Annotated in this window: 27 protein-coding genes; 11 read left to right on the forward strand and 16 right to left on the reverse strand. The window is 70.4% G+C overall.

Annotated features, from left to right (window positions below):
- The first annotated feature begins 5 nt into the window (after positions 1-5).
- The 4 genes from BMY97_RS17830 (at position 6) to BMY97_RS17845 (ending at position 3,086) form a co-directional block, all read left to right on the forward strand.
- The gene (locus BMY97_RS17830; protein WP_091617990.1) at positions 6-1,379 is read left to right on the forward strand and encodes an acetyl-CoA carboxylase biotin carboxylase subunit; all 1,374 of its coding nucleotides are present in this window, start codon (positions 6-8) and stop codon (positions 1,377-1,379) included.
- Between the two features lie 4 nt (positions 1,380-1,383).
- Positions 1,384-1,605 (forward strand): biotin/lipoyl-binding carrier protein, encoded by a 222-nt coding sequence (locus tag BMY97_RS47065; RefSeq protein WP_091617991.1) that lies wholly within the window; start codon positions 1,384-1,386, stop codon positions 1,603-1,605.
- Between the two features lie 32 nt (positions 1,606-1,637).
- Entirely contained in the window at positions 1,638-1,832 is a 195-nt protein-coding gene (locus BMY97_RS17840; protein WP_091617992.1) for a ferredoxin, read from the forward strand.
- A gap of 138 nt (positions 1,833-1,970) precedes the next feature.
- Complete coding sequence (locus BMY97_RS17845) at positions 1,971-3,086, forward strand: ABC transporter substrate-binding protein (RefSeq protein WP_091617993.1); 1,116 nt, start codon at positions 1,971-1,973, stop codon at positions 3,084-3,086.
- 65 nt (positions 3,087-3,151) lie between these two features.
- On the opposite strand, the gene BMY97_RS17850 is transcribed toward BMY97_RS17845, so the two are convergent.
- Positions 3,152-3,940, reverse strand: coding sequence for an SDR family NAD(P)-dependent oxidoreductase (locus BMY97_RS17850; protein ID WP_091617994.1), 789 nt, complete (start codon positions 3,938-3,940; stop codon positions 3,152-3,154).
- Between the two features lie 106 nt (positions 3,941-4,046).
- Here BMY97_RS17850 and BMY97_RS17855 point away from each other — a divergent pair, with 106 nt between their 5' ends.
- Positions 4,047-4,751 carry a TetR/AcrR family transcriptional regulator C-terminal domain-containing protein gene (locus BMY97_RS17855; RefSeq protein WP_091617995.1) on the forward strand — a complete coding sequence of 235 codons (705 nt, stop codon included), beginning with the start codon at positions 4,047-4,049 and terminating at the stop codon, positions 4,749-4,751.
- Positions 4,752-4,821: 70 nt separating this feature from the next.
- On the opposite strand, the gene BMY97_RS17860 is transcribed toward BMY97_RS17855, so the two are convergent.
- Genes BMY97_RS17860 through BMY97_RS17895 form a run of 8 tightly spaced genes read right to left on the reverse strand, consistent with a single transcriptional unit; the run spans position 4,822 to position 13,435 of the window.
- Positions 4,822-5,697 carry an amidohydrolase family protein gene (locus BMY97_RS17860; protein ID WP_091617996.1) on the reverse strand — a complete coding sequence of 292 codons (876 nt, stop codon included), beginning with the start codon at positions 5,695-5,697 and terminating at the stop codon, positions 4,822-4,824.
- Positions 5,698-5,699: 2 nt separating this feature from the next.
- Positions 5,700-6,512: an HpcH/HpaI aldolase family protein gene (locus BMY97_RS17865; protein WP_177231405.1), complete on the reverse strand. Its 813-nt coding sequence runs from the start codon at positions 6,510-6,512 to the stop codon at positions 5,700-5,702.
- 11 nt (positions 6,513-6,523) lie between these two features.
- Positions 6,524-7,699 carry a DUF5624 domain-containing protein gene (locus BMY97_RS17870; protein WP_091617998.1) on the reverse strand — a complete coding sequence of 392 codons (1,176 nt, stop codon included), beginning with the start codon at positions 7,697-7,699 and terminating at the stop codon, positions 6,524-6,526.
- 9 nt (positions 7,700-7,708) lie between these two features.
- Positions 7,709-8,815 carry a hypothetical protein gene (locus BMY97_RS17875; protein ID WP_091617999.1) on the reverse strand — a complete coding sequence of 369 codons (1,107 nt, stop codon included), beginning with the start codon at positions 8,813-8,815 and terminating at the stop codon, positions 7,709-7,711.
- Positions 8,816-8,839: 24 nt separating this feature from the next.
- The gene (locus BMY97_RS17880) at positions 8,840-9,577 is read right to left on the reverse strand and encodes an ABC transporter ATP-binding protein (RefSeq protein ID WP_091618000.1); all 738 of its coding nucleotides are present in this window, start codon (positions 9,575-9,577) and stop codon (positions 8,840-8,842) included.
- Entirely contained in the window at positions 9,574-11,376 is a 1,803-nt protein-coding gene (locus BMY97_RS17885) for a branched-chain amino acid ABC transporter ATP-binding protein/permease (RefSeq protein WP_091618001.1), read from the reverse strand. Before BMY97_RS17885 ends, BMY97_RS17880 begins: the two co-directional genes overlap by 4 nt.
- Positions 11,373-12,254 (reverse strand): branched-chain amino acid ABC transporter permease, encoded by an 882-nt coding sequence (locus BMY97_RS17890; protein WP_177231406.1) that lies wholly within the window; start codon positions 12,252-12,254, stop codon positions 11,373-11,375. The genes BMY97_RS17885 and BMY97_RS17890 overlap by 4 nt, the downstream gene beginning before the upstream one ends.
- Positions 12,254-13,435, reverse strand: coding sequence for an amino acid ABC transporter substrate-binding protein (locus BMY97_RS17895; RefSeq protein WP_218156798.1), 1,182 nt, complete (start codon positions 13,433-13,435; stop codon positions 12,254-12,256). Before BMY97_RS17895 ends, BMY97_RS17890 begins: the two co-directional genes overlap by 1 nt.
- A gap of 249 nt (positions 13,436-13,684) precedes the next feature.
- Between BMY97_RS17895 and BMY97_RS17900 the strand changes: the two genes are divergently transcribed.
- The gene (locus BMY97_RS17900) at positions 13,685-14,605 is read left to right on the forward strand and encodes a LysR family transcriptional regulator (protein WP_091618004.1); all 921 of its coding nucleotides are present in this window, start codon (positions 13,685-13,687) and stop codon (positions 14,603-14,605) included.
- Between the two features lie 76 nt (positions 14,606-14,681).
- Here the strand turns inward: BMY97_RS17900 and BMY97_RS17905 are convergent, their stop codons facing one another.
- From BMY97_RS17905 to BMY97_RS17925, 5 genes are all read right to left on the reverse strand, one after another.
- The gene (locus BMY97_RS17905) at positions 14,682-15,068 is read right to left on the reverse strand and encodes a helix-turn-helix domain-containing protein (protein ID WP_218156799.1); all 387 of its coding nucleotides are present in this window, start codon (positions 15,066-15,068) and stop codon (positions 14,682-14,684) included.
- Positions 15,069-15,223: 155 nt separating this feature from the next.
- On the reverse strand, positions 15,224-15,574 hold the full coding sequence (locus BMY97_RS17910) for a GreA/GreB family elongation factor (RefSeq protein WP_091618005.1): 351 nt from the start codon (positions 15,572-15,574) through the stop codon (positions 15,224-15,226).
- A gap of 166 nt (positions 15,575-15,740) precedes the next feature.
- Positions 15,741-15,920 (reverse strand): hypothetical protein, encoded by a 180-nt coding sequence (locus BMY97_RS17915; protein WP_091618006.1) that lies wholly within the window; start codon positions 15,918-15,920, stop codon positions 15,741-15,743.
- Positions 15,921-15,936: 16 nt separating this feature from the next.
- Positions 15,937-17,199, reverse strand: coding sequence for an NAD(P)/FAD-dependent oxidoreductase (locus tag BMY97_RS17920; protein WP_091618007.1), 1,263 nt, complete (start codon positions 17,197-17,199; stop codon positions 15,937-15,939).
- A 109-nt stretch (positions 17,200-17,308) separates the two neighbouring features.
- On the reverse strand, positions 17,309-18,847 hold the full coding sequence (locus BMY97_RS17925) for a PucR family transcriptional regulator (protein ID WP_091618008.1): 1,539 nt from the start codon (positions 18,845-18,847) through the stop codon (positions 17,309-17,311).
- Between the two features lie 148 nt (positions 18,848-18,995).
- Here BMY97_RS17925 and BMY97_RS17930 point away from each other — a divergent pair, with 148 nt between their 5' ends.
- Positions 18,996-20,228, forward strand: coding sequence for a DUF3500 domain-containing protein (locus tag BMY97_RS17930; protein ID WP_091618009.1), 1,233 nt, complete (start codon positions 18,996-18,998; stop codon positions 20,226-20,228).
- A 10-nt stretch (positions 20,229-20,238) separates the two neighbouring features.
- Here BMY97_RS17930 and BMY97_RS17935 read toward each other — a convergent pair whose 3' ends face one another.
- Entirely contained in the window at positions 20,239-20,535 is a 297-nt protein-coding gene (locus BMY97_RS17935) for a hypothetical protein (protein WP_143086217.1), read from the reverse strand.
- 20 nt (positions 20,536-20,555) lie between these two features.
- On the opposite strand from BMY97_RS17935, the gene BMY97_RS17940 reads away from it, so the two are divergent.
- The 4 genes from BMY97_RS17940 to BMY97_RS17950 all read left to right on the forward strand — a co-directional run bounded on the left by BMY97_RS17940 (position 20,556) and on the right by BMY97_RS17950 (position 24,835).
- On the forward strand, positions 20,556-21,380 hold the full coding sequence (locus BMY97_RS17940) for a hypothetical protein (RefSeq protein WP_091618011.1): 825 nt from the start codon (positions 20,556-20,558) through the stop codon (positions 21,378-21,380).
- A gap of 291 nt (positions 21,381-21,671) precedes the next feature.
- Positions 21,672-21,950 (forward strand): hypothetical protein, encoded by a 279-nt coding sequence (locus BMY97_RS17945; RefSeq protein WP_143086218.1) that lies wholly within the window; start codon positions 21,672-21,674, stop codon positions 21,948-21,950.
- 78 nt (positions 21,951-22,028) lie between these two features.
- Positions 22,029-22,184 carry a hypothetical protein gene (locus BMY97_RS47070; protein WP_177231407.1) on the forward strand — a complete coding sequence of 52 codons (156 nt, stop codon included), beginning with the start codon at positions 22,029-22,031 and terminating at the stop codon, positions 22,182-22,184.
- 746 nt (positions 22,185-22,930) lie between these two features.
- Positions 22,931-24,835, forward strand: coding sequence for a DNA/RNA helicase domain-containing protein (locus BMY97_RS17950; protein ID WP_218156800.1), 1,905 nt, complete (start codon positions 22,931-22,933; stop codon positions 24,833-24,835).
- Positions 24,836-25,015: 180 nt separating this feature from the next.
- Here BMY97_RS17950 and BMY97_RS17955 read toward each other — a convergent pair whose 3' ends face one another.
- Entirely contained in the window at positions 25,016-25,909 is an 894-nt protein-coding gene (locus tag BMY97_RS17955) for an alpha/beta fold hydrolase (RefSeq protein ID WP_177231408.1), read from the reverse strand.
- Positions 25,910-25,918 lie beyond the last annotated feature (9 nt).

The raw sequence follows: 25,918 nt of genomic DNA on the forward strand, positions 1-25,918 counted from the left end.
CCCCGATGAACCAGCCCTTCCCCCGGCGGCTCCTCGTCGCCAACCGCGGCGAGATCGCACGCCGCGTCATCCGCACCGCGCGGCGGCTCGGCGTGGAAACCGTTGCCGTCCACCATTCCGTCGACGCCGGGCTCCCCTACGTCACCGAAGCCGGCGAGGCGCGCGAGATCACCGGCGAGCCGCCGGTCGCCGCCTACCTCGACATCGGGCAGATCATCGCTGTCGCCAAGGAAACGAGTGCCGACGCGGTGCACCCCGGCTACGGCTTCCTGGCCGAGAACGCCGGCTTCGCGCGCGCGGTCGAAGCTGCCGGGCTGACCTGGGTCGGCCCGTCTCCGGAAGCCATCACCGCGATGGGCGACAAGGTCGAAGCCCGCAACCGCGTCGCGGCGGCCGGGGTCCCGGTCAGCGGCGGGGCCGGTTCCGTGCCAGCGGACGCGGACGAGGCGGTCCGCCAGGCGGAACAGCTCGGCTACCCGGTCATGGTCAAGGCATCCGGCGGCGGGGGCGGCATCGGCATGACGATCGCCCGCGACGCCGAGTCGGTGCGGAAGGAGTTCGAGCGCACGCAAGCCATCGCGGCGCGCAGCTTCGGGTCCGACCGGGTCTTTCTCGAGCGGTTCGTGGAATCGGCACGGCACATCGAGGTCCAGGTGCTCGGCCTCGCCGACGGCACCGTCCTCACCCTCGGCGAACGCGACTGCTCGGTGCAGCGCCGCAATCAGAAACTCGTCGAAGAAGCACCGGCGCCCGGTCTCGATCCCGCGGTGCGGCAACGGCTTCTCGACGCGGCGGCCGGCGCGGCCCGCGCGGTCGGCTACCGGAACGCGGGCACCGTCGAGTTCCTGGTCGACGCCCGGACGCAGGAGTTCGTCTTCCTGGAGATGAACACCCGGATCCAGGTCGAGCACCCGGTGACCGAGCTGGTCCACGGCGTCGATCTGGTCGAGCAGCAGCTGAGCATCGCGGTCACCGGCTCGGTCACGCGCGGCTTCGCGCCGCGGCAGCACGGGCATGCCCTCGAATTCCGGCTGTGCGCCGAGGATCCGGTGCGGTTCTTCCCGAGTCCCGGCCCGATCGAGCGCTGGGAAGAACCGCACGGCGACGGCATCCGCGTCGACGCCGGATACCGGGCCGGGCTGGCGGTCACGCCGCATTTCGACTCGCTGATGGCCAAGATCTGCGTCCACGGCGTGGACCGCGAAGCCGCCATCGAGCGCGCGAGGGAAGCGCTCGATGCGTTCTCGGTCGGCCCGCTGCGCACCAATCTGCCGTTCCTGCGCGGCCTGCTGGACCGGACGGAGTTCACCGGCGGCGGCTACGACACCGGCATCGTCGCAGCCGTCACCAGCCGCGCCGCGGCGTCGACACGGAGGTAGCACGGTGCTCGAAACGATCAACGCCGACCTGGGCGCGAGCGTCTGGAAGGTCCTGGTCACCGCGGGCGACGAGGTCGGACCGGACACCACCGTCGTGGTGCTGGAATCGATGAAGATGGAGATCCCGGTGCTCGCCGAGTACGCCGGCGCGGTGATCGCGGTGCACGTCGCGGAGGGGGCGACCGTGCAGGCCGGGGACCCGCTCGTCGACATCGAAGAGCAGTAGCGAGAAGCAGTCAGCGAAGGGAAGGACGGGCAATGAAGCTCACTGTGGACGCGCGCAAGTGCTGCGGCTCCGGGCAGTGTGTCCTGGCCGCGCCGGAGTTCTTCGACCAGGACGACACCGGCATCGTCGTCTTGCTCGCCGAAGAAGCCGGGGACGACGCGGCCGGCGACGTCGAGGAGGCGGTGTTCTCCTGCCCCACCGCCGCCATCGAGATCGTCGGGCGCTGACCTCGTGGCCAGCCAGTTCCGGAGTCGCCTTCGGCCTGGCTCGCGAACACCTCGCCGCGAGCCGGTCGCGGTCCCCGTCTTCTGATCCCACCGCGCCGCGTCCGCTTCCCCTGCGGGCAAACGAAAGGAAGGACCGCCATGCGCGTCTTCGATTCGGCCTTCGCCGACACCCGGGCCAGCCGGCGCACCGTCCTCCGCATGGCCGGGGCTTCGCTGCTCGCGGCCGGCGCCGGCAGCGTCCTCGCCGCCTGCGGCGACAGTCCTGGGTCGGCCACCACCGGCGACGCGAAAGGCGCGGCCGCGAAGCCGACCCCGTTCCACGTCGCCACCGCGCCCGGCGACAACTACTTCATCGACGCCGTCAACCTCGACCAGAAGCAGTACGGCAAGTACAACCTGCAGGTGCCCAAGTTCCTGTACCCGTCCAGCGGCGTGCAGGGAATGCAGCTGCAGACCGCGGGCCAGATCGACGGGCAGATGCAGGACACGCTGCTCACGATGGCCACCTTCGCCCACTCGCGGCCGGGCGAGCGGCCGATCGTCATCGGGATGCGCATCCCGGAAACGACGTACTCGATCGTCGTGGACAAGGGCGCGTGGCCGGCCGCGTCGGCGAGCTTCAAGGAGAAAATGGCCGCGCTCAAGGGAAAAACGATCGGCGTCACCGCGATCGGCGCCGGCGCGGACAAGCAGCTGCGGCTCGCACTCCACCAGGCCGGCCTGACCGACAGCGACGTCGTCCCGCTCGCCGTCGGCCAGACGACACCCGCGATCGCGCAGATGAACGCCGGCAAGATCGACGCCTACGTCGGCATCACCTACGCGACCGCGCGCCTGATGGCCGCGCAGACCGGCGGCCGGGTGCTGATCGACTTCACCGAACCGGGCTTGCCGGACCTGCTGAGCAAACAGCAGGTCGACGTGCTCATCACGCGCGAGGACTACGCGAAGTCCGACCCGGACGCGTGCCAGGCCTGGCTGGCAGCACAGTGGGCGGCCAAGGACTGGATCCTGGCGAACCGGGACCAGGCCGCGGACCTGCTCGACACCGGCAGCTTCGACGGCAAGGGGCTGGACGTGTCGAAGCAGTACATCCAGCACTTCGCCGACGCGGTGGTGCCGAAGCTGCAGCCGCAGTGGAAGGTGACCAAGGAGGCGATCGACCTCATGATCAAGGTCGCGGAGCAGACCGGCACCGTGTCCGCGGGACAGGTCACCTACGAAGCGCTGGTGGCGGACTTCGCGCGCGCGTAGGGCGTCGCGCAGCCGTGCCCCGGGACCGGGAACTTCTCGGCGTGGCAGTGGAATGCGGTCGCTGCTCAGAGCGCGACGCGCTTGGGGCCGAGGTAAGTGCCGCCGCTGGCGTCGATGAGATTGGCGGTGACCCAGCCGGCGTCTTCGGAGGCCAGGAAGGCGACGACGGCGGCGATGTCGGCTGGGGTGCCGACGCGCTCGATGGCCTGCGCGCCGGTCACCATCGCGGCGATGCCGGGCTGGTCGTACACGGGCGCCGTCCGCGCGGTGCGGGTGGGACCGGGTGCCACCGTGTTGACGGTGATCCCGCGCGGGCCGAGCTGGTTCGCCAGGTTCCGGCTCATCGTGGTCAGCGCGGCCTTCGTCATGGCGTAGGCGAGTTCGCCGGGCAGGGCCACCCTGGTGGCTCCGGAGCCGATGTTGACGATGCGCCCGCCGTCGCCCATCAAGGGCAGTGCTTGCTGGATCAGGAAGAACGGGGCTCGCACGTTGATCGCGAACAACCGGTCGAAGGCCTCGGGCGTCTCCGCTTCGATGCCGCCGGATGATTCTCCCGTCGCGGCGTTGTTCACCAGGATGTCGAGCCTCGCGGCGCCGGTGCGCTCGCGCAGTCCGGCCTGAAGCGCGGAGACGACAGCAGCGGCGTCACCCTCGACGCCGAGTGCCGCCCTGATGGTGAACGCCTTCCCGCCGCCGGCTTCCACGGCTTCCACCGTCCGTGCGGCAGCGTCGGCGTCGGTGCCGTAGTGCACGGCGACCAGCGCGCCTTCGGCGGCCAGCCGTTCCACGATGCCCCGGCCGATACCGGTCGAGCCGCCGGTGACGAGCGCCGTTCTGTCGTTCAGCCGTCCCATGTCACGATCCCCAGCCTGTTTATGTGCTAAACACTTGTGTTTATGTTATATACAGTTGCCGGCGGTGCGGTCAAGGCGCATCGCGGCGAAGTGGGAGGAAGCACGGATGGCTGTGAGAAGCACGGGCAAGGACCTGCTGTGGGGAGCGTGGCCGCAGCCGGCCCGGGGGCCGAAGCCGGGACTGAGCCTGGAGCGGATCGCCGCGGCCGCGGCCGGCATCGCCGACGCCGACGGGCTCGCCGCGGTCTCCATGCAACGGGTCGCCGACGAGTTCGGAGCCACCGCCATGTCGTTGTACCGCTACGTGCCGGGCCGCAATGAACTGCTCGACCTCATGACCGACCTGACCCTGGGCCCCGCACCACAGCCCGCCGAAGCGACCGGCTGGCGTGCGGCACTCGACACCTGGACCCGCCGGGTTTACGCCGTGCTGTGGGGCCACCCCTGGCTCATCGAAGCCTTCACACGGCCCCGTTGCGTCGGTCCCAACGAGCTGAGCTGGCTGGAGCGTGCCGTCGGCGCCCTCGCCGGGACGTCACTCACCGGCCCCGAGCGCGTGGACGCCGCGGTCGTCCTGCTCGGACACGTGCACGCCTTGGTGCGCAACGGGGCGAGCCTGTCATCGGCGAACGCGCGAGCCGAGCCGGCCGCGACGATAGCCAGCCTCCTTCGCGAGCATGCCGCGGACTACCCGGCCCTGGCCGCCGCGGCCGCCGACGGGGCGTTCAGCCCGCAGGACACCGAGGGCTTCGAGTTCGGCCTACGCTGCATCCTCGACGGAATCGACGCCGCCATCACCTCGGCCACGTGACCGTCGAACGTCCGCTGCTGCCGCATGCGGGCCGGGCCGAAGCATCGCCCGAACTCGGCCCGCACACCGGTCAGTCCGCGTAGAACAGCCTCGTCGGCGACTCGACCAGGATCCGGTGGCGGTCGGCCTCGTCCGGGGCCCAGTCCGCGAGCAGGTTCAGCAGTTCGCCGGTGTCGCGTTGGCCGTTGGGCAGGTGCGGCCAGTCCGAGCCCCAGATGAGGCGATCGGGACGGGCCGCGACCAGAGCCCGGCCGATCGGCTCCACCGAAGACAGCGGCTTGCCCGGCGCGATCCGGTACGGGCCGGACAGCTTGAGGTAACAGTGCCCGCCGGCCAGAATTCCCACCAGGCGGTCGAAATCGGCCGGGGTCAGGCCTTCGGACTCCTTCATGTACCCCATGTGGTCGATGACGAAGGTGTCCTCGAAGTCGCCGAGGAACGGGAGCAGGTCCCGCACCACGGTCCCCGGTGTGTAGAACTGCAGGTGCCAGCCGCGCGGCCGGGCCCTGGCCGCCATTTGCCGGATGTAGGCGATGAGGTCGGCGGTCGGCCAGGAGGAGCGGGCGAACAGGTCGAGCCGGATCCCGCGCACCCCCGCTTCGTGATAGCGGTCGAGTTCCTGCTCGGTGGTGTCGGTCTCGATGCGGGCCACGGCGCGGCAGCGCGGCCCGATCCTGCGCAGGGTCTCGACCAGCAGGCTGTTGTCCGTGCCGTAGTAGGTCGGCTGAACCAGCACCATGCGGCCGAGGCCGAGCCATTCGGTCATGCGGAGGTATTTCTCGATCGTGCCGTCCGGGAAGGTGTACAGCGGCGCGGGCACGTGGGCGAACCCCGGCTCGAACACGTGGAAATGCGTGTCACAGCTGTCGGGCGGCACCGGGAACCGCGGTTTCGTATTGCTCTGCGCGGGTCGCATCGGCAGGGTCTCGGCGATGTCAGTGGCCATGATCAGTCCTGGTTGTCGGTGGTGCGGTGCGGTGATTTGCGGTCCCGGGCGGTTGCTTGCGCCGCGGCGGCGTTCGCGGCTTGGTAGAGCAGGGCGGTGTCGGCCCCGGTCAGCACGAGTGGGCAGACGCCGAGCGGGACGAGGGCGTCGTAGAGCTGAGGGTCGGCGATGCCGCCGACCATCAGCAGCTTGCCGTGGCGCCGGCACGCCTCCGCCGCACTGGCGACGGCATCACGGACTCGCGGATCCCCGTACTGCCCCGGCACACCCAGTTCGGCGGTGAAGTCGTTGGCGCCGAACACCAGCATGTCGACGCCGTCCACTTCGGCGATCGCGTCCGCGTTGGCGATTCCGGCCGGTGTCTCCAGCAGGATCTGCACGACGATCGCGTCGTCGACCGCCGGGTTCAGCGTCGCGGCAGGCGTGGGCCGCATGCCCAGCTGGGGGGCCATCGCGGTCTGGGAACGCTGGCCGCGCGGGGCGAACCGGCAGGCCCTGGCGACCTGCCGGGCCTCGTCGACGGTCTCGATCCGCGGGGCGATGATCCCGTGGGCGCCGCCGTCGAGCAGCCGGCCGATCATGCCGTACTCGCGCTCGGGGACCCGCACGAACGGCGTCAGGCCGAAGCCGTCCGCGGCGGCGCACAGCATGGCGGCCACGTCGGTCGGCATGGTGCTGTGCTCCAGGTCGACCATGATGGCGTGGTGCCCCGTCGAGCGCGCGATGTGCACGATCTCGGTGGTGCGGCTGCCGCGGATGCCGAGCATCAGCGTCAGTTCGCCCGCGCGCAGGCGGTCCAGGAACGGATTCCCCATCGTCTCCCCCATCACAGGCCGGTCGGGTAGTGGACGCCGGTCAAGCCGGGCACCACCACCCGGGCCGGGTCGTTGCCGGCCGCCGCGAGCGACGCGACGGCGAAGTCGGTGACGCAGCCGGACAGCAGCTGCCTCGGGTCCTCGAGGACGACCCGCAGCCTGGTGACCATGGCGCGCATGTCCTCGGCCGAGTGGACGACGGGCATCTCGCTGACCTCGGTGACGCTGGTATCGCTGACATCGGGGAAGCGCACCCCCGCCGGGGTGTACCTCGGGTAGCCGTCGAACATCACCGCGCCCAGCTCGACGGTGGCCCTGGTGCCGCACCAGATGCCGCGCAGCCGGTCCTCCAGCGCGATCACCCGGGTCAGGTCGCCGTCGACCGGGGTCGGGAAGGTCGGCGCGTGCGGGGCCAGGTACATCCGCTCCAGCGGAAGGCGGCCGCCCGAGGCGCCCAGGATCGTCGTGGCCACACTGCTGGTGTTCCAGGTGACCCCGGCCGTCGGGCGCCCCTGCTGGCCGGCGATGACGACCATGGCCCGCGCCCAGTCGATGTCCTGCTCGGCCAGCCAGCGGGTGATGCGGAAGCCGATGTCGAGGCCCGCGAGGAAGAACGTCGCGACCATCATGTCGTTCATGGGCACGGGAAGCTCGACGCCGCCCCCGCCCGCGAGGTAGTCGGACCGGAGGGTCTCGGGGGTGAGGTAGTCCTCGTCGGCGAGCGCCGCGGTGAGGTAGCGGGCGGTCACCGCGCAGGAGTAGTCGACCAGGTCGGCGATCCCCTGCTCCCGTCCACGGTAGGCGTCGACCGCGATCGTGTCCCGCCACAGCTCGACGCTGTTCACGGCGCGGGTGTTCTTGACCTCGGCCAGCAGGCGCTCGGCGTGCGCTCGCCAGGAGCCGTCGCCGAGCAGCGCGCGGAGGTTGACCAGGCTCGCCACCGCGGGCCCCAGGTGGGAGATCCCGGTCAGCTCTTTGAACCCCCTCGTCGAGACCCGGAACCCCTCGACCGTGGGCGGCTTGCCGCCGCCCGGGTAGAGCGCGATGTCGGCCGCGGTGGCGACGATCAGCGGGTCGTCGCGGCCGCGGGCGGTGACGGCCCGGGCCAGGTGCCGGCCGATGCTGTCGGGATCGGCGGTGTAGGTGGTGAACAGCCGGACGAGTTCCGGGCTTTCGCGAGCGGTCACGGGGTCTCCTCAGTCCTGGTGGGATGGCTCTTCGGTGAACCGGTAGAGCACGGTGTCCGTCGCGAAGCGGACGTCGGCGCTCAGCGAGTTCGACACCGCGACGAGCGGCCCCTGGTCGTCGGAGAACACCGCGACGTCGGTGCCACCGGAGGTGGGGAACTCGCCGACGACGGCGAGGTGTCCTTCCCGCCACTGGTAGAGCTGGGAAGTCAAGGTGGGCTTCGGCGCGGCGGGGGTGCCGAGGATGAAGTTGACCCGCAGCACGTAGAGCCCGTGCTTTCCGTGCAGCACCGCGAACTCGCGGGCGCCCAGGCCGTCCAGGACTGCGTGCTCGACGAACCGCTCGCCGTCCCAGCGCAGGAGCTTCGACTCGCCGAGCAGGCAGGCCACCAGCAGGTAGCCGGTCCCGTCGGCGCGGAAGGAGGCGAAGGCCCGCCCGTGCCGTTCGAGCAGGTCCTGATGGAAGACGAAACCCGAGCCGTCCCAGCGATAGAGCCGCGACGGCGTCACGTGGTCGGCGTGGGCCAGGAACTCGTGACCGTCGAGGCCGAAGGCATGCCAGTTGTACGCCCACTGCGACGGAATGTCCTGGAAGGGCCGGAAGAGCTCGCCGTCCCAGTGGAAGATCCGCGACGGCTGGTTCGACGATGCGGTGGCCGGCACCGCGACCCCCTGGGCCAGCGCGAGGAAATGCCGATCGGCCACGGTGAAGTGCCGCCACTGCTTGGCCGCGAAGCCGGTGAAGGACTGGAACGGCTCGAACCGCGACCCCGTCCAGCTGTACACAGTGGACTCCGTGGCGAACTCGTAGGGACCGTGGCCACGGCGGATGCTCGCCGTGGCGAGGAAGGCCCGGTCGCCGATGTGGAAGAACTCCGCGTCCTCGCCGCCCGGAGCGGGCAACGCCTGAAAGGGCTCATAGCCTGCGGCTGCCCGGCGCAGGAGCAGCAGGTCGGTGTCACTATCGCCGCCGTTCATGTCGGGCGGCTGCCCCGCGATGTCGTAGGCGAGCTGCGGTATGGCGAGAAACGACATCCCGTCGAGGTCGAAGGGCTCGACGGCCCGGGCCCCGGAGGCGGGGATCCGGCTCACCTCGGTGAGGCGCGCTGCACACATGCGATTCCTTTGCCGGTCAGGGGTTCACTCGGGAATGGCGGGCTCGCCGCGGCGCGCGGCGCCGAAGAACACGTCCATCAGGTCCGGCTCGTCCCGGATCTGCGCGGCGGTGCCGGTGAGCACGACCCGCCCGGCGCTCAGCACGGTGGCCCGGTCGGCCAGTGCCAGCCCGAACCGCACGTTCTGCTCGACCATCAGCACGGTGGCACCGCCGCTGTGCAGGGCGCGCACGCTGTCGCGGATGGTCGCGAGGCTCAGCGGGTCGAGGCCGAGGGTGGGCTCGTCCAGCAGCACCACCTTCGGCTCGAGCATCATCGCGCGGGCGAATTCCACCGTGCGCCGCTGGCCGCCGGACAGGGAGCCGGCCGGGGCGTCCGGGCGTTCGCCCAGGATCGGGAACTGCCCGGCCAGCTGGTCGTACCGCCGCTCGAGGTCCTTGCGCCGCTTGCGGTGGATGTAGCCGCCCATCAGCACGTTGTCCCGCACCGTCAGCTTCGCGAACAACGCGTTCTTCTGCGGGACCTGGACGACGCCGGCGCGCAGGACCGTCGCCGGCGAGGTGCCCGCGAGCTCGGCGCCGTCGACGGCGATCGATCCGCGCCGAGGCCGGAGCAGCCCGCTGATCGTCTTCAGCACGGTCGACTTGCCCGCCCCGTTGGGCCCGACGATGCAGGTGATCGATCCTTGCTCCACCAGCAGGTCGACGCCCCGGAGGATGTCCAGGCCGCCGTAGCCGGCCCACAGTCCTTCGATGTGGATCATGCGTGCCCCTCCGCCGCTGCCGGCACCGGTGAGTCGCCGAGGTAGGCGTCGACGACGGCTTGCTCCGCGCTGACCTCGGCTACTGAGCCGTGCGCGATGATGGCGCCGCGCGACATGACGTAGACCTGTTCGCAGAGGCCGGAGAGGAACGCCAGGTCGTGTTCGACCAGCAGGACGCCGACCCCGCGCCGCCGCAGGGACCGGACCAGGTCCGCGAGCCGCGCGGACAGGGCCGGGCTGATGCCCGCGGCGGGCTCGTCCAGCATGACCAGGACCGGGTCGAGCCAGAGGACCTGGGCCAGCTCGACCAGTTTCCGCTGCCCGTAGCTCAGCCCGGCCGGGCTGTCGTCCGCGTGGGCGGCGAGCCCGAGGTCGTCGAGGACGGCCAGCGCGCGTTCTCGTTCGGCCGCGGTGACCCGCTTGGTCCACAGCCTGCCGAAGGCGAAACGCCGTTCGGGAACGACGAGGTTCTCGACCACGGTGAGCCCGGCGAACAACCGCGGGAGCTGGTAGGTACGGGCGAGCCCGGCGTGAGCCCGCCCGGGGCGCCCCGTCCGTTCGAGCCGGCGGCCGCCCACGGTGATGGTGCCGTCCCGGCTGGGGACGGTGCCGTCGATGACGTTGAACAGCGTCGTCTTGCCTGAGCCGTTGGGGCCGATGAGCCCGGTGATCCGGGCGCCCGCCAGGTCCAGGTCGACCCCGTCGACCGCGCGGAGGCCGCCGAACGACTTGCGCAGACCCCGTACCACGAGGACTTCCGACGTCTCGGCGCCGCGGTCCGCGGCCCGGCCGCCCACGGGCGAACGGGACACGATCGGCGGGGCGTGTCCCGCGCCGCGCCCGAACAGGCGGCGGAACCAGGACTCGATGACCGGCAGGACACCACGGGGCAGGAAGATCGCGACCGCGCCGAGCAGGCCGCCGAACAGCAGCAGCCGGATCGCGCCCGCGTCGGCTCCGCCGAGGCCGGTGCTCGTGAAGTTGCTGATCGGCGCGACGATGAACGCGCCGAGCACCGGCCCCCACAGCGTGCCCCGGCCGCCGAGCAGCACCGCGAGGACGATCAGCACGCTCGTGATGATGTCGAAAACGGCCGCCGTGTTCAGGAACGTCACGTAGTAGGCGTAGATACCGCCCGCGATACCGAGAAAGGTCCCGCCGAGCACGAACGCGATGGCCTTGTACACCGCGGTCCGCAGCCCGAGCCCCGCGGCCTTGTCCTCGTCGTCACGGATCGCGAACAGGCCGAGGCCCAGCTTGCTGCGCCGCACCCACGCCGACACCGCGACGGTCACCACGAGCAGGCCGAGCATCGGGTAGTAGAACGGCCAGTCCTGAAAGGACAGACTCCACGCCGGCAGCGGCAGCGCCAGGCCCTGGCTGCCGCCGGTCAGCCCGGACCAGGTCGTGGCGACCACGCCGAGCAGCTGCATCGTCGCGAAGGTCACGATCACGAAGTACATGCCCCTGGTGCGCCGCGTGACCAGGGACAGCAGCGCGGCGCCGACCGCGCACACCAGACCCCCGACGAGGCAGCCCGCAAACGGCGAGATATCGGCTTTGGCGGCCAGGATGCCGGTGGTGTACGCGCCCAGTCCGATGAAGGCGCTGTTGCCCAGCGAAAGGTAGCCGGCGTACCCGCCCATGATGTTCCAGCCGCTCGCGCCGATGGCCAGCAGGAACGTCATGATCAGCAGGTTCTGATAGTAGATATCGCCTGATACCAAAGGGAAGCAGAGCAAGGCGGCGAGCGCGACCGGGATCCACGCGTGGCGGATCCAGGCAGGTTTGGCGGTCATGAGCCGGCGTCCTGTCGTGTCGTCCTGGTGAACAGGCCCTGTGGTCGGATGGTCAGCACGACCAGGATCAGCACCGTGGGCACCGCGGTCGCCCAGCGCACCGAGACGTACGTCGTGGTCAGTGACTCGGCGAGGCCGAGCAGCAGCCCGGCGGCGAACGCCCCGGGCACACTGCCCAGCCCGCCGACGATCACCACGCTCAACGTCAGCCCGAGCCAGAAGTCCTGCGTGTCCGGGGTGAACTGGTAGAGGAAGCTCAGCGCGGCGCCGCCGAACGCGGTCGACCCGGTCGCGATGGCGAAGATCCACGCCCCGACCCGCGCGGGTTCGACCCCCACCAGCCGGGCGCCTTCGGGGTTCTCCGACGCGGCGGTGATCGAGTGGCCCAGCCAGGTCCGCTTGATCGCCACCTGCAGCACCACCGTGATCACGATCGCGAGCAGGCACGCGTAGAACTGCGCACGCGGGACCACCAGCGAGCCGAGGTGGATCGCCTGGTTGAAGTACGCCGGGGTGGTCGTCTTCTGGTTGGGTCCCCACAGCAGCGCCAGGAACGCCTCGGTGATCAGCGCCAGCGCGAACGTGGCCACGATGGTCAGGCCGGGGTCGATGCGCTCCAGCCGCTCGATGACGAGCTTGTAGACCACGAGCCCGAGCGCGGCCATCGGGAACATCACCAGGAACGCGGCGAGGATCGGGTCGAGCCCGAAGTGCTGCCACAGGGCGTAGCACAGGTAGGTGGACACCATCAGGAAGGCGCCCTGGGCCATGTTCACGATTTTCATGACGCCGAAGGTGAGCGTCAGCCCGGTCGCCATCAGCGCGTAGACGCCGCCGATGAGGATCCCGAAGACGAGCGTCTGGACGAGTTCGGTCATCAGCCGGCCCAGCCCGGCTTCGGGTAGACGACCGTGGTGCTGGTGGCGGCCGACTTCGGCGCGATGACCTGCAGGGTGCCCTGCTGCCATTGCGCGAGCAGCCCGGTGCCCAGCGGATCCCCGGTGGAGTCCCACTTCAAGGGTCCGACGATGGTGTCGACGGTGTGGGCGTGCAGCCAGTCGGCGAGGGCCTTCTGGTCGATCCGGCCCACCGCCTTGACGGCCGCGGCGAGGACCTGGGCCGCGGTGTAGGAGTTGGCCGCGTCCTCGTCGGGCGGGCTGCCGAACATCTTCGTGTACGCCGAGACAAAGGCCGCGTTGCCCGGGTAGTTCGCTTTCGGGCTCCACGCCGCCGCGGTGAACACGCCTTCGGTGTTCTTCGCCCCGACCGCGCCCGGGTAGGTGTCGTCGGCGGGCGCGCGGGTCTGGAAGAGGATCTTCGGGCTGAAGTTCAGCTTTTCCAGTGACCGGACGAACGGCGCGCCGTCGTTGCTCACCGCGCCCTGGATGACCATGTCCGGCCGGGCGTGCGCGACCCCGGCCCCGATGGAGTCGAAGTTCGACGTGCTCGGGTCGTAGGTCTGGTCGTAGACCGGCGTGACCCCGAGTGCCTGCAGCTTGGTCTTGAAGATCGCGATCGCGGGACTCGCGCTCGGGTCGTCTTGCGTGACGTAGGCGGCCGTCTTCGGGCGCTGGTCCGCCGGCAGCGAGGCGAACCACTGGACGAACAGGTCGGGCAGGCTCGCCGTCGTCCCCGGCTGCGCGAAGAACAGGTTCGTGAAACCCCGGGTGAACAGGGACGCCGCGCCGCCGGACGGTTCGACGTAGAGCATCTGCTGGCGCGCGGCGATCGCCGACGCCGGCGCGTTCAGCAGGGAGGAAAACGTGCCGAGGAGGAGATCGTCCTTGTTCTGGCTGATCAAGCGCGTGTAATCGGTGCCGGTCTGGTTGGGATCGAACCCGTTGTCGAGGACGTCGAGGGTGACCTTGCGGCCGAGCAGCCCGCCGCCGGCGTTGACCTGCGACGCCCACAGCTGGTAGCCCTGATACCCCGATTTCGCCACGTCGGCGGCGGGACCGGTGAGCGGCAACGACATCCCGATGGTGAGCGGCCCGGACCCGGACCCGCCCGAGGTCCCCGCCCCGGAGCAGCCGGTGAGCGTTGTCGCCGCCGCGGTCACGATGGCGATCGCGGGGACCAGGCCGCGTCCTCGCCGGCTGTGGGCGGCCGGCCTGGTTCGAAGCGACGTTCGTGGGGGGAAGCTGTGGTCACTCATCGCGCAACTCCTCGGCGACCTCGTTGTCGGTTTCGCGCCACGTGGCCGGCGAAACCGGGTCACGCGCTGCGGACAAGTACAGGCACTCGGAGGAGCCGGAGCAAGTAAACTGACGTTACGATCGATTACCTTGAGCGTTAGAGGAATTGACACATGCTCGATGTCCGCAAGCTGATCACCTTGCGTGCCATAGCGGCGGAGGGATCCATCGCCGCGGCCGGTCGCGTCCTGCAATACACGCGTTCGGCGGTCTCGCAGCAACTCACGGCGCTGGAAAGCGAGGCGGGCACCGCGCTCGTCGATCGGACCGGGAACCACATCACGCTGACGCCCGCCGGGCGCAACCTCGTCGAGCACGCCGAGCGCATCCTCGTCGAGCTGCGTTCCGCCGAAGCGTCACTGTCCACAGAGGCCGAAGGGTTCACCGGCCTGCTGCGCGTCGGCGTGCCGTTCCACGAGGGACCGCGGATCATGAGCCGCGCGCTGACCGAGGTCCGCCGCCGGTTCTCCGAAATGGAGATCAGGCTCGCCGCCACCACCGACGAGGCCGGCGCCGACGCGGTGCGCCGCGATCAGCTCGACATGGTGATCGTGTCCCGGTACGGCGCGGCGCGTTCCCGGACCACGCCGGGGTTGCGTGAATGGGTTCTCGGCCACGATCCCCTGCGCCTCTGCGTCCCGGCGGACCATCCGCTGGCGAACAGCCGCGGCTGCACCATGGCGCAGCTGCGCGACGAGCCGTGGGTCGTGTGCCCCGACAGCACACTCGGCCGGCTCACAGTGAGCCTGTGCGTCACGGCGGGTTTCGAGCCGAGGGTCACCGCGACCGTGAACGACATCGGCACCGCCATCGGCCTGGTCGGAGTCGGCTGGGGCATCACCATCGCGCCGGAACTCACCCCCGCCGGCACCGAGGCCAAACTCGCCCGCCTACCGATCGACGGCCTGGACACCTTGCGCCACAACGTAGTGATCGTTCGAGACGGCGACCAGCTCTCGCCCCGCATCGCCGCGGTGATCGCCGCCGTCCGGGCCGTCAGCGAGCTTCCCTCCGAGAGCGGCCAAGGCTCATGACCGCTGCGCCGCGCGTCTGTCCCGTCGAGTACGTTCCCCGCCTTCCTGGTCCAGCACTGGCTGGGCAACCAGATCCTCAGCCTTTCGAGACGGTCAGGTGAGCCAGGCACAGCGACGGTTCGACGAAGGGGTCGAGCCGCCGCGCGGTGAGCGGGGCGCGTACCTCGGCCAGGACTCCCTGCATCAGGCCCAGGTGTAGCGAGCAGACGACGTCACGGTGCTGCTGAGCGATCTCACGGAACGGGCAATGCCGCAGCGGAATGACCGGCTTCTCGGCGTCATCCACGGCGCCGGGTGCGAAGCCGGCGCCGGCGAGCACGGTCGACAGGCGCCGGATCCCGTCCTCGGCGTCGACGCGCTCGGAAGGCATCGGCCGCTCGGCCAGGGAGCGGCCCCATTCCCGGCCGGCCGCGATGGCAGCCCGCCTCGGCCGCGGGAGTTCGCCGACGACGAGGGTGGTCAACATCGTTCGCGAACAGCCCGTAGCTGCGTTCACCGGCGGAGGAGTCATGTGCAGCCGCTTGAAAGACCATCCGCGGTCTCCCGGGCCGGGTGCTGTCCTCGACGTGCCGCACGCCGAGCGGCTCGTCCCCATTCGTATACCAAGGACCGAATCGTCTACGGCCCGAGCCGCCGGAAGCGTCCGTAGGGCTCCGCGTCGATCAGGGTGACGCGGACGGCGGCGCCGTTGGAGACTCGGCAGGTTCGTCGCTCTCCTGGTTTCGCGCCCGCCAAGGCACGACCCAGCGGGGAGTCCGGCGAGCAGACCTCGAGGTCGTCCTGTTCGGTCTCGTCGCGCGAGCCCAGCAGGAAGGTCTCGGCGGTGGCGCTGCCGTCGTACCGGACGGTGAGCACCATGCCCGGTTCGGCGATGCCGTCGTCCGGCGGATCCTCGCCGACCACGGCCTCGCGCAGGATGTCCTCGATCTGCCGGATCCGGGCCTGGCGGTGGAGTCTCCGCGCGAACAAGGCCGGTGTGCTCTCGGACCAAACCGCGGTGGGCGTGGGGAGTCAGCCACGGGCGAGCCGAGGTGGTCATGGTGATGTTCTCCTTCCGGACAGTGTCCGAACTGGGCGCCCGTGGGGCCGGGACGGGGGTGTCCCAGCCCCACGGGCTTCGGAGAGCCCGCGTCGGTCAGCGGGGCTCTGGCTGGTCGGCCGCGCCGGGCAGGAGGGCACCCGCGTCGATGGCGAACCCCATGGCCGCCTTCAGGAGGATGTCCTTCTCCGTGCGCAGCAACGTGTTCTCCGCGCGGAGCCGCATCAGTTCGCGCCGCTCGCCGGAAGTCAGCTCTGCATCGCAAGGGGCTCGCATGTGGTCTCCGGACGGCTCAGCGCAACGGATCGAACGGGCGGAGGGCCTCGGGCTGCTTGCCGGTGGTGATGTGCTCGGCGAGCAGGCGCCCGGTGACGGGGCCGTGAGTCAGCCCCCACATGCCGTGCCCGCCGGCGACGAACAAGCCGGGTGCGCCCGCCGCCCCGATCACCGGGCGGCCGTCGGTGGTGACCGGGCGGGAGCCGACCCAGACGTCGGTGCGCTCGTCCCACCGGATGCCCTTGAGCAACGGCCGGGTCGAGGCGACGATCGCCTCGACCCGGGCCGCGTCGAGAGGCTCGTCCGGTTTCCGGAACTCCATGGTCCCGGCCACCCGCAGTCCGCTCCGATAGGGCGTGCACGCGACCCGGATGTCCGGCAGGTAGATCGGTCCCGGCACGGGGCGGTCCGTCGGCACGGTGAAGGAGTAACCACGCCCGGCCCGCACCGGGACGGTGACCCCGAACCCTTTGCCGAGCTCCCCCAGCCAGGCCCCGGTGGCCAGGACCACGGCGTGGGCGGACAGCGTCCGCCCGGCCGCCGACTGCACGGTGACAGCATGCGGGTGCCGGCGCACCGATGTGACGGCGAAGCGGTGGCGGATCGTGGCCCCACGGCTAACGACCGAACGCGCGAGAGACTCGACGAAGCGCCCCGGGTCCACGTACCGCTGGCCGTCGATCCGGACGCCGGCGCCGTTGCGGGCATCCACCTGCGGGAAGCGCTTCGCCAGATCAGCGCCGGTGAGCCCGGTGTAGCTGATCTCCTGCCCGGCTTCACCCATGCGCCGCAGTTCCGCCAGCAGCCCGGCCGCGTGCTGGGCGGTTTCGAAGACCGCCGTGATGGGTGCGTCGATGGTCGGTGCGTCGATCCCGTTCGCGGTCAGGACGTCGAAGGCTTCGAGGCATTCGGCGTTCAGCGGCAAGTTCGCCTGTACCGCGCGGCGCCAGGACTTGCCGGTGCAGTGCGCGGCGAACCGGGCCAGGAACGCCCACAGACGAGGGTCCGGAGTCGCGGGGACGTGCAGTGGTGCCTGCCGATCGAGCAGCGTCCGGACCCCGTAGCGCAGCACGCCCGGTTCGTTGAGCGGGATGGCGAGCCCGGGGGAAAGCCAGCCGGCGTTGCCCCAGGACGCGCCCGCGGCGATGCCGTCGCGATCGACCACAGTCACGCGAACGCCGCGTTCCTGCAGGAACCACGCGGTCGACAGGCCGACCACGCCGGCGCCGATCACGATGACCGAGCGCGGGCCGCCGTCCATCCGGTCGAGTTCGGGCATGGCGTCCTCCGTGCCGAGAGTGGTGCTTGCCCCGCCAGGATGACCCGGATCAGTCCGGCCATGGTTGTCCGAACCCGACAATCCGGGACGGGCCGCTTGTCCGTTCCGGTCAACCCGGCGGGTCGGCGACGACGAGCTCGATGATCATCGCGAGGCGCTTCGCGGGCACGTCGAGCTGCAGCGTGGTGACCTCGGCCATCTTCCGCAGCCGGTAACGGATCGTGTTCGGGTGCACGCCGAGCCGCTCGGCGGCCTGCGCGAGGTCGCCCTGGGTCTCCAGCCACGCGCGCAGGGTCCCGAGGTAGCTGGTGCCGTGCGCGGCGTCGTGGCGGGCCAGGTCGGAGATCGGCCCCCGGGCCGGGGCCCGGCCGGCCGCCGCGGCCGCCCGCAAGCGCAGCACCAGGATGTCGTCCCAGGATTCGTCGTAGGAGATCGCCCGGTCGCCGCCCGGTCGCGCGTCGTGGAGCGCGACGCACTCGTCGGCTTCCTGCCGGCTGGCCGGCAGCTCCGCGACGGTCGCGGCCGCGCCGATCCCGGCCAGCATTGTCACGGGGGAAGGCAGAGCGTCCCGCATGGCGCCGACCCACTTCCGGGCCGCGGTGACGTCCTCACCGGGCAGGACTGTGTAGACCGTGTTGCTGAACAACGTGCTGCGGCCCGGGCGCGACCAGCCGAACCCCGTGGTGGCGCGCTCGAAAGCCAGCAAGAGCGCGGCGTGGCGCTCCTCGGCGATGTGGGCTTGCAGCGCGATCACCCGGAACCGCCCGGGCGGCAACCCCAGCCGGCTGAGCACCGACGCCGCGTCCGGAGTGCCCTCCAGCAGCCGGATCACCAGGTCCGACTCGACCTGGCGCTCGAGGTCCGCGCTCGCCCGCGAGCGCAGCAGGTGCAGCCCGACTGTGCGCGAGCTGTCCCGCAGCACGGCTTTGCGGGCGTCGTCCAGGGGACGCTCGCACTCGACCCAGATCGAGCCCAGCGACTCGCGGCCGGCACGGATCGCGACCACCATCCGGCCGGCCAGCCCGTGCTCCGGCGCGGCCTCGACGAACAGCGGCTCATCGGACTCGGCGAGGTGGGCGAACACGCCCCGTCCTTCGAACAGCTCGCGAGCGCGGTCCGGCACCCGCCGGCCCAGGATCGTTTCCAGCCGGACCTGATCGGCTCCCTGCTGCAGGCTGGAATAGGCCAGGACCCGGGAGAGCTGATCTTCGATGGTCACGGTGCTGCCGAGCGCGTCCGCCAAGCTGTCGGCCAGCGCGAACAGATCGGTCGGCCCGCGGCCCGACTCGGTCTCACGCCCTTCGAGCACCAGCCCGTAGATGACCGCGGCGATCTCGCCCCACGACACCGCCGGCTCGACGACGAGCACCGCGACGCCGCCGGCCTCCGCGGCCGTGATCGCCGCCGGCTCCAACGGCACGGCACCACGCACCAAGACCGCCGACGCCCGAGCGGCAGCCGCCAGCCCCACCGCCGCGACGACGGACTCCGCTCCGACCGCGAGGAACACGTCACCGCGCAGCTCACGAGATTCGCCCGGGTCGTACACCACCACATCGCGCAACGGCACTTCCCGCGAGACCGGGCAGCAGCACAGCCGCACTCCGTACCCACCGAGGACGTTCACCAGCCGGTCCAGCGTCACCATGCCCCCGTTCCTACCCCACATCGCCGGCGGTCGCCTCGGCCGGAGTGGTTACCGCAAAGTGCCTTCTTCCCCACGGAGAGTTGCTCTCATACGGTGATCGCAGGGCGTCCTGTCGGCAGCGGCGCCGGTGAGGAAGGCATGCTCCACTATGGACAATGAAGACGAAGGCACGCACTACCGGGGATTCGGGCCCGTCCTCGGGCTGCCGATCCACGACGCGCGGGTGGATCTCTCGGCATTGTCCCCGGATTTCCGGAAGTTGTTCCCGCCCGTGCTCGAGAAGGCGAAGGAGCCGCTGGTCGGCATCACCACGGACGGGCGCGTCGTACCAGACTTGTTCGCCATCCAGGACACCGGGTGGGATCCCGGCCCCGCGAGCAAAGCGGCGACGGCGTTCCTCGAGAGCCTCGCGCCCGCCCAGCGCGAAAACGTCCTGTTCGCCATCGACGCCGACGAGTGGCAGATGTGGATCAACGCCTTTCCGAGCTGGGACCCCCACGGCCTGCGCCTGGCGGACCTCGAGCCCGCGCAACGCGAACGCGCACTCGCGATCCTCGAGGAATCCTTGTCCGCCACGGGTTTCTCCGACGCCCGGACAGCCATGAAACTCAACGCCGCCCTCGGCGAACTGGTCGGCGGATACCGTGACACCCTCACCGAATACTCCTACTCCATCGCGGTGTTCGGCACCCCCTCGACGACCCGGCCGTGGGGATGGCAGCTGTGGGGCCACCACCTCGACGTGCACTGCTTCATACTCGGCCGGCAGCTCGTCCTCACCCCGACGTTCATCGGCGCCGAACCCACCGAAGCCGACCGCGGCGTCCACAAGGGACTGCGCCTGCTCGACGACCAGCGGACAGCCGGACTCGACCTGCTGCGCAGCTTGCGCCCCGCACAGGCAAGCCAGGCCGTGCTCCACCATTCGGTCCGGGTGCAGGACCTGCCCGCCGAGCTCGCCGACCCCCTCAACGGCAGGCAGCGGGGCGGCGCCGCGCAGGACAACCGCGTCATCCCCTACGCGGGCCTGCCGGCCGGCGGACTCTCCCTCCCGCAACGAAACTCACTGCTCCGCCTGGTGGGCACCTACGCCCGGCGGCTCCCGGACGGTCCCGCCGCCGCGTTCATGGAAAACATCGAACAGCACCTCGACGACACCCACCTCGCCTGGATCGGCGGAAGCGGCGACGACGACGCCTTCTACTACCGCGTCCACAGCCCCGTCGTCCTCATCGAATACGACTGCCAGTCCGGCGTCTTCCTCGACAACCACGAGCCCGAACCGTTCCACGTCCACACCATCGTCCGCACCCCCAACGGCGGCGACTACGGGCGCGACCTGCTGCGCCGGCACCTCGCCCAGCACCACACCGGACGCTGAGCGGCCCCCGTCAACGCTCGGCAGGCAGGTTCGGCCAAGCCTGCGCATCCCATGCGCCCAGCACCTGCTCCTCCTTCTCCGGCGCCAGACCGAACGGTGGCGTGCCCGGCGCGGCCCGGACCGACCCGCCTGACCGCAGCCAGGTGTCGCGGACGGAGTCGCCGAATGCACGGGTGCGCAGGCCTGCCGCCTTCGCGGCGGCACCGGACACGGCCCAGAAACCGGCGGTGTCCGGTACGTCCGGGAGCCACAGCGGGAGGTCGGCCCACGGCAGCACGCCTTGGGACAGCAGTGGTGCCGTAAACAAGTGTTGTCAAGGAGGTGCCCGTGCAGGCCATGTCCGACGTCCAACGCGCTGCTTTGGCCACCGCCGTGGAGCAGCTGGCGTGGACCGCAGTGCGGGAAGTGCTGGAGCTCGAGCCAGGGGAAGGGCCGCGCTCCGACCTGCCGGACGCGGACCTCCGTCAGATGTGGCTGACGGCGTTGACCTCGTTGCTGGCTATCCGCGACAGCGCCGAACAGCTGGCCGCGTCCACGGCGCTGTCCGCGGCTCAGCGGGGCGCCGACTACCCGGAGATCGGCCACGCGGCCGGGATGACCCGCCAGGGTGCCCGGCGTAAATGGCCGGGGCTGGCCGGACTGAGCGACGAACGCCGGCGCAAACTCACCTGGTGGAACCAGCACGGACGCGAGTTCGCTGACTCCGTCCGAGCGGTGCTCGCCGACGCCGGCGGACAGCGGGAACCATCCCGGCTGACCGTGCTGCGCGAACGTCTCGACGAGATCGAGCGGGCGTCACCGGCGGCGCGAATCGACGCGTGCGACATGGTCCTGATCGACGCCCACGCGATAGCGATGAACACCGCCTCGGGGCACGCCGGCGGACTGCTGGCCGCGCTGATCGCCGACGCGTACGCCGCCACCACCAGCCATTCAGCACTGGTGAGCCATGACAGCCGCACCTGCGCGGCGGACGACTGCCCCGACGAGCCGATCGTCGAGGTGTGGCGCGCGAACGTCGATCGCCAGGCGGTGCCGGTCTGCCGCGCGCACGCCATCGACGCGCTCGGGCAGCCGGCCACCCGGATCGTGGCCGCCTACCGCCCGGACGTCGCCCTGATCGTGTTCACCGAGGCGAACGGCGACGCGTAAGAGCCACAGTGCGCCGCCGATTCGCCCCCGCGGCCGGTGACCAGGCCTGACAGGTGGCCGTTCTCCCGGTCCGCCGCGCGGTCAACTTCCTGTCACTGGCAACGCGATCCGTGTCCTTGCCGAGCACCAGGGCGGCATGACCACGACACTTGGAGCGGATGTCTATGACCGGGCCAGTTCTCGTCGGACTTCGCCGCGCTGGCCCCATCGGGCGACCCGGACTTGCCCAGCTTCACCGAAGCCGCGCTGACCATGCTGGACCCACTGCGGCACCGGCAGTTGCGTGGCCTCGTGCCCGGTGCGTTCACCCCGCGGATGACGGCCGCGTTGGAACCGCGGGTCGAAGCGGTGACCGAAAGCCTGCTCGACGCCGTCACCGGACGCGAGGAACTCGACCTCGTCGCCGAACTGACGTATCCGCGGCCGGTCATCGTCATCGCCGAACAGCTTGGCATCCCCGGCGACGACCGGGCCATGTCCCGCCGCTGGGCCGAATCGCCGCTGCTGGATGGCAGGCAGACGACCTCATCGGCGAGCTGGTGGCGTCCAAGGTGGACGGTCAGCGGCTGACCGACTCGGAGATCATCAGCTTCGTCGCGTTCCTGCTGCTGGCCGGGCACCTCACCACGACCCTCTTGCTGCCACGCGATGGTGGCGGCTGTCCGCGCCGACCATAGCAGCATTCCCGACCTCGTCGAGGAAGTGCTGCGCTACCGGCCGCCGGTCGTGTTCCGGGACCGGCTGACCAAGTCGCCGATGGCGCTCGGCGACACCTCGGCATTCCCGGACGTGGCGATCGGCTGAGTCCCCTCACCACAGCAGCGGCCGCCGCTCACTCGACCGGACACACTCGATCCGCGCCGGCAGGTCCGGCGGCTGGCGTGCGCCGAATGCGCCCTACCGGCTCCGATGCCAGGTCGGACCGAGGCCCCGACCTGGCAATTTCGACGCGTCCGTGTGGCGACCGGAGCTGCAGCGGCTGGGGGTGTTTGGAGATGTCGGGCGGGGTGGATTCCTCAAGCGGACAAGAGACCCGTGGTGGTGCGGGTTGGCTGGATCTGCCCGGCCGCGGTCAGCGCCGGGCACCGGCATCAACCATGGAATGGCCGTCCCTCCCGAAGCGCCCGAGGCAGACGTCAGACCGCGGCCACAGCGCCGACCCGCCCAACCCTGCGAATTGCCCGTGGCCGACGTCGGCCCCCGCAAACCCGTCACAACCATAGGTAGGACCGTCCGTTCCGCTCGGGTCACTGGCCGCCGTGCGGGAGATGACTCATGCGCTGGTAGGGCCGGTAGTGCGCCCTTTCACCTAATCGTGTAAAACGTATTTGCAGACCAAGACAGATCCGGCTCCGAGAGCAGGGGGTGAAGCTCGGGAACGTGCTCCGATCGCAGACGATTCCACGATCCGGGCGCGGATCGAACCGCCTTGCCGGCCCGTGTCTGGTTGACGAGTCCCACATCGAATATTCCGTTTTCCCGACCTTGCTCGGCTGCCGAATTGCGACGGAATGGTTCAAAGGAGAACGACGACGAACGCGTGGAAGCCGTTGGAAGCGTTCTGGCCGGCTCGGGAGCTCCTTCGGGACAGTCACCGGCTGATTCCGGAAATCGAGAACCGCTACCGGGAGGCGCACCCGAGCAACAAGGAGGCCGGCCGCGGCGACGTGCGGTCGTGGCGGGAAAGCGTCTACTCGCTGGCGTCCCTGCTGGACCGCCTCCGGCTGGACCAGGTCTGGATGTTCGTGGAGTACCGGGTCGCCCCGGAAATGAATCCGGTCGACGTCGTGCTGGCGGGCTGTCACCCGGATGGCGGCCTGAGCTACGCGGCGATAGAGCTGAAACAGTGGAGCCAAGCGGAACGCCCGCGGCCGGACATCGCGAACGGGCTGTGCGCGCAGTGCCGCCGAGCGGGGCCGGGGACCCTGTGCGAACAGTGTGCGCTCGACCGGATCTACATGGCCCCGTACGAGAAACACACGAAGCACCCGGCTGTTCAGGTGTACGAGAACATGCAGTCGCTCAAGGTGCATCACGCGATGTTCGATGACCGCTACGTGCGCCTCGCTGGTGCGTCGTACCTGCACAACCTCAAGGATCCGGAGTCCCAGTGGATCAGGAACGTCTCGCCCCGGCCCGGGATACCGACCTTCACGGCGCGCGTCCCTGGTGAGCTCGAGGAGTTCCTCAACGCGACCTTCAGTGCGGATTCGGGCGCCGGTGCCGCCGAAGCCTTGCTCAAGCGTCGTAGGACGAGTTCGCTGATCGACTCGGACGTCGGAGCGGTGGTGGCCGGGCACACGCGGTTCAGCCTGGTGGAGAACCAGCTGACCGTGGTCGAGAAGGTGGCCGAGGTGGCGGCCGGCCCGCCGAGCGCGGGCGCGAAGAAGGTGTTCGTCGTCAGCGGCCGTGCGGGGAGCGGGAAGTCCCTGGTCGGACTGACGCTACTGGGCTGGGCACTCAGTACCGGGCGCAAAGCCTGCTACGCCTCCGGCGGGGTGGCGTCCCGCGAGACGTTCAAACGCGCGGCACTGGGACGGCGCTCCGCCTTCGCCACCCTGAACAGCATCGCGGACAACCGGACGACGGACGAGCTGGACCTCATCCTGTGCGACGAGGCGCACCGGCTGACCGAGCGCCCGATGAAGGGCTCGTACTCCATGCGTCCCGGCGAATCCTCGGTCTCGGTGGTGGTGACGCGAGCGAAGGTGCCGGTGTTCTTCATCGACGGTGACCAGCGGTTGTTCTCCGACGAGGTCTGGTCTCCGGAAGCGCTCGTCCGCGAGGTGCAGGACCTCGGCGCCGAGGTCGTGCCGATCAGCTTGGACCGGGTTCTGCGGGCTGTCGGAAGTTCGACCTATGACACCTGGATCCAGCGGCTGCTCGCCGAAGACCCGCTTCCCTGGATGCCGGACGACGGGGCTGAGCCCGAGCCGTTCCAGCTCTGCTACACCGACAGCGCCGCGACCATGGAGCGCTTTCTCCTGGACAAGGAGCGCAAGAAGGAGAGCGCCCGCATGGCCGCCGGGATCTGCTGGAAGTGGGAGGACCGGAGCGGCACGGACCCGGAAGTCGCCCCCGAACCGGGATGGGCGCGCCCATGGAACGCCGGCGACCAGCACGACACCCCCGGTGTGCCGAAACGGCGTTACTGGGCGACGGAAACGGGCGGTTTCGGCCAGATCGGCTGCGTCCACACCGCGCAGGGCCTCGAGTACGAGTGGGGCGGTGTGATCATGGGTCCTGACCTCGTCTGGAACGGAGCCGGCTGGCAAGTCCACCGCGAGCACGTGCTCAGCAAGGCCAGCCGGATCCGTGAGGACCACGACCTCGCGCTGGCGATCCGGAACGCATACGGGGTGCTGATGACCCGGTCGATCCGGGGCACGGTGCTCTACTCGGTCGACCCGGGTACCCGGAGGCTCTTCGCCGAACTGGGAGTGGAAAAGCTGTGAACGTCGCGGACCGCCCGCGACGAGCCCCGGCGAACACACTCGGCTGCGACAACAGCGAAGACCACCACATTCAGCATGACGACCGTGCCGCGGGCCGTCGCGAATCGGAGACACCGGGCCGGGATCACGCTCGGCACAGCCCACGCCCGGCCTTCGCGGAGCACCGAGCGCAGGTCGCGACTACAAGCGATCGAGCAGGCCGAAAATGGCTTCCCGCACGGCCTCGGGGCGTTCCTGGGGAATGAGGTGCCCGGTTTCGGGGACCAGGACGTATTCCGCGGTCGGCGCGGCGTCAGCCAGTTCGCCGGCGACCCGGTTCCACAGTGGCCGGGTCTTGGCCATGCCCCGGTCGACCCGGCCGGCCTGGAGGTAGACCGTGGGTACCGGCGGGGTGCCGTTGGCCTGGATTCGCTTCATGACGGGCAGCGCGGCCATGAGGTGGGCGCATTCGCGGGAACCGGTGTGCATCGCCCGATGGCAGGCGTAGTCCCGCAGCAGAATGTCGATGTCGTCGTTGCTGATGTCGGGCGAGAGGCCCTTCGGGACCGCAATGCGCCGTTTGAGGTTCTTGCCGGTGAACCGGAACGCGAAAGCCAGTACCCGAAACGAAAGCGCGGTGACCTTGACGAGCTTCTCGGTGAAGTACTCGGCGATGGTTCCGTCCACAAAGGCCATCGCCGCGACCCGATCCGGGTGGCGGTCGGCGAAGAGGCGGATGATCGGCCCGCCCCAGCTGTGCCCGGCCAGCACCACGGGCGCGGTTTCCCCGAGCTGGTCCAGCAACGCGGTCAGGTCGTCGACGATGCGCGCCAGCGTGCGGTCGGCGGGGTCGTCGTCGCTGCCGCCGTAGCCGGCGCGGTCGTAGGACAGGGTCCGGGCGCGGGTGCCGATCTCGCGCTGGGTGTGCGTCCATTCGGCCGCCGGCCCGCTCATCCCGGCCTCGAACAGGACGAGGGGGCCGTCGCCGGCGCCGCCGGTGACGGTGCGCAGGCGGCGGCCGTCGGGCAGCCGCACGAAGCTCTCGCTCAGCCCCGCGCCGGGATCGAGGGTGGTCGGTACCTGATGGTCGGGCATGGGCCGTCC

The organism is Amycolatopsis saalfeldensis (genome assembly GCF_900110575.1).
GTDB lineage: Bacteria > Actinomycetota > Actinomycetes > Mycobacteriales > Pseudonocardiaceae > Amycolatopsis > Amycolatopsis saalfeldensis.

Bases quoted from the DNA above. Each gene is read 5' to 3' on its own strand.
- BMY97_RS17925 (WP_091618008.1), bottom strand. From the start codon at position 18,847: ATGGTGACGCTGGACCGGCTGGTGAACGTCCTCGGTGGGTACGGAGTG.
- BMY97_RS17865 (WP_177231405.1), bottom strand. From the start codon at position 6,512: ATGGGGAATCCGTTCCTGGACCGCCTGCGCGCGGGCGAACTGACGCTG.
- BMY97_RS17885 (WP_091618001.1), bottom strand. From the start codon at position 11,376: ATGACCGCCAAACCTGCCTGGATCCGCCACGCGTGGATCCCGGTCGCG.
- BMY97_RS17845 (WP_091617993.1), top strand. From the start codon at position 1,971: ATGCGCGTCTTCGATTCGGCCTTCGCCGACACCCGGGCCAGCCGGCGC.
- BMY97_RS17955 (WP_177231408.1), bottom strand. From the start codon at position 25,909: ATGCCCGACCATCAGGTACCGACCACCCTCGATCCCGGCGCGGGGCTG.
- BMY97_RS47070 (WP_177231407.1), top strand. From the start codon at position 22,029: ATGGTGGCGGCTGTCCGCGCCGACCATAGCAGCATTCCCGACCTCGTC.
- BMY97_RS17920 (WP_091618007.1), bottom strand. From the start codon at position 17,199: ATGCCCGAACTCGACCGGATGGACGGCGGCCCGCGCTCGGTCATCGTG.
- BMY97_RS17890 (WP_177231406.1), bottom strand. From the start codon at position 12,254: ATGACCGAACTCGTCCAGACGCTCGTCTTCGGGATCCTCATCGGCGGC.
- BMY97_RS17855 (WP_091617995.1), top strand. From the start codon at position 4,047: ATGGCTGTGAGAAGCACGGGCAAGGACCTGCTGTGGGGAGCGTGGCCG.
- BMY97_RS17840 (WP_091617992.1), top strand. From the start codon at position 1,638: ATGAAGCTCACTGTGGACGCGCGCAAGTGCTGCGGCTCCGGGCAGTGT.
- BMY97_RS17875 (WP_091617999.1), bottom strand. From the start codon at position 8,815: ATGTGTGCAGCGCGCCTCACCGAGGTGAGCCGGATCCCCGCCTCCGGG.
- BMY97_RS17880 (WP_091618000.1), bottom strand. From the start codon at position 9,577: ATGATCCACATCGAAGGACTGTGGGCCGGCTACGGCGGCCTGGACATC.
- BMY97_RS17900 (WP_091618004.1), top strand. From the start codon at position 13,685: ATGCTCGATGTCCGCAAGCTGATCACCTTGCGTGCCATAGCGGCGGAG.
- BMY97_RS17860 (WP_091617996.1), bottom strand. From the start codon at position 5,697: ATGGCCACTGACATCGCCGAGACCCTGCCGATGCGACCCGCGCAGAGC.
- BMY97_RS17930 (WP_091618009.1), top strand. From the start codon at position 18,996: ATGGACAATGAAGACGAAGGCACGCACTACCGGGGATTCGGGCCCGTC.
- BMY97_RS17850 (WP_091617994.1), bottom strand. From the start codon at position 3,940: ATGGGACGGCTGAACGACAGAACGGCGCTCGTCACCGGCGGCTCGACC.
- BMY97_RS17915 (WP_091618006.1), bottom strand. From the start codon at position 15,920: ATGCGAGCCCCTTGCGATGCAGAGCTGACTTCCGGCGAGCGGCGCGAA.
- BMY97_RS17830 (WP_091617990.1), top strand. From the start codon at position 6: ATGAACCAGCCCTTCCCCCGGCGGCTCCTCGTCGCCAACCGCGGCGAG.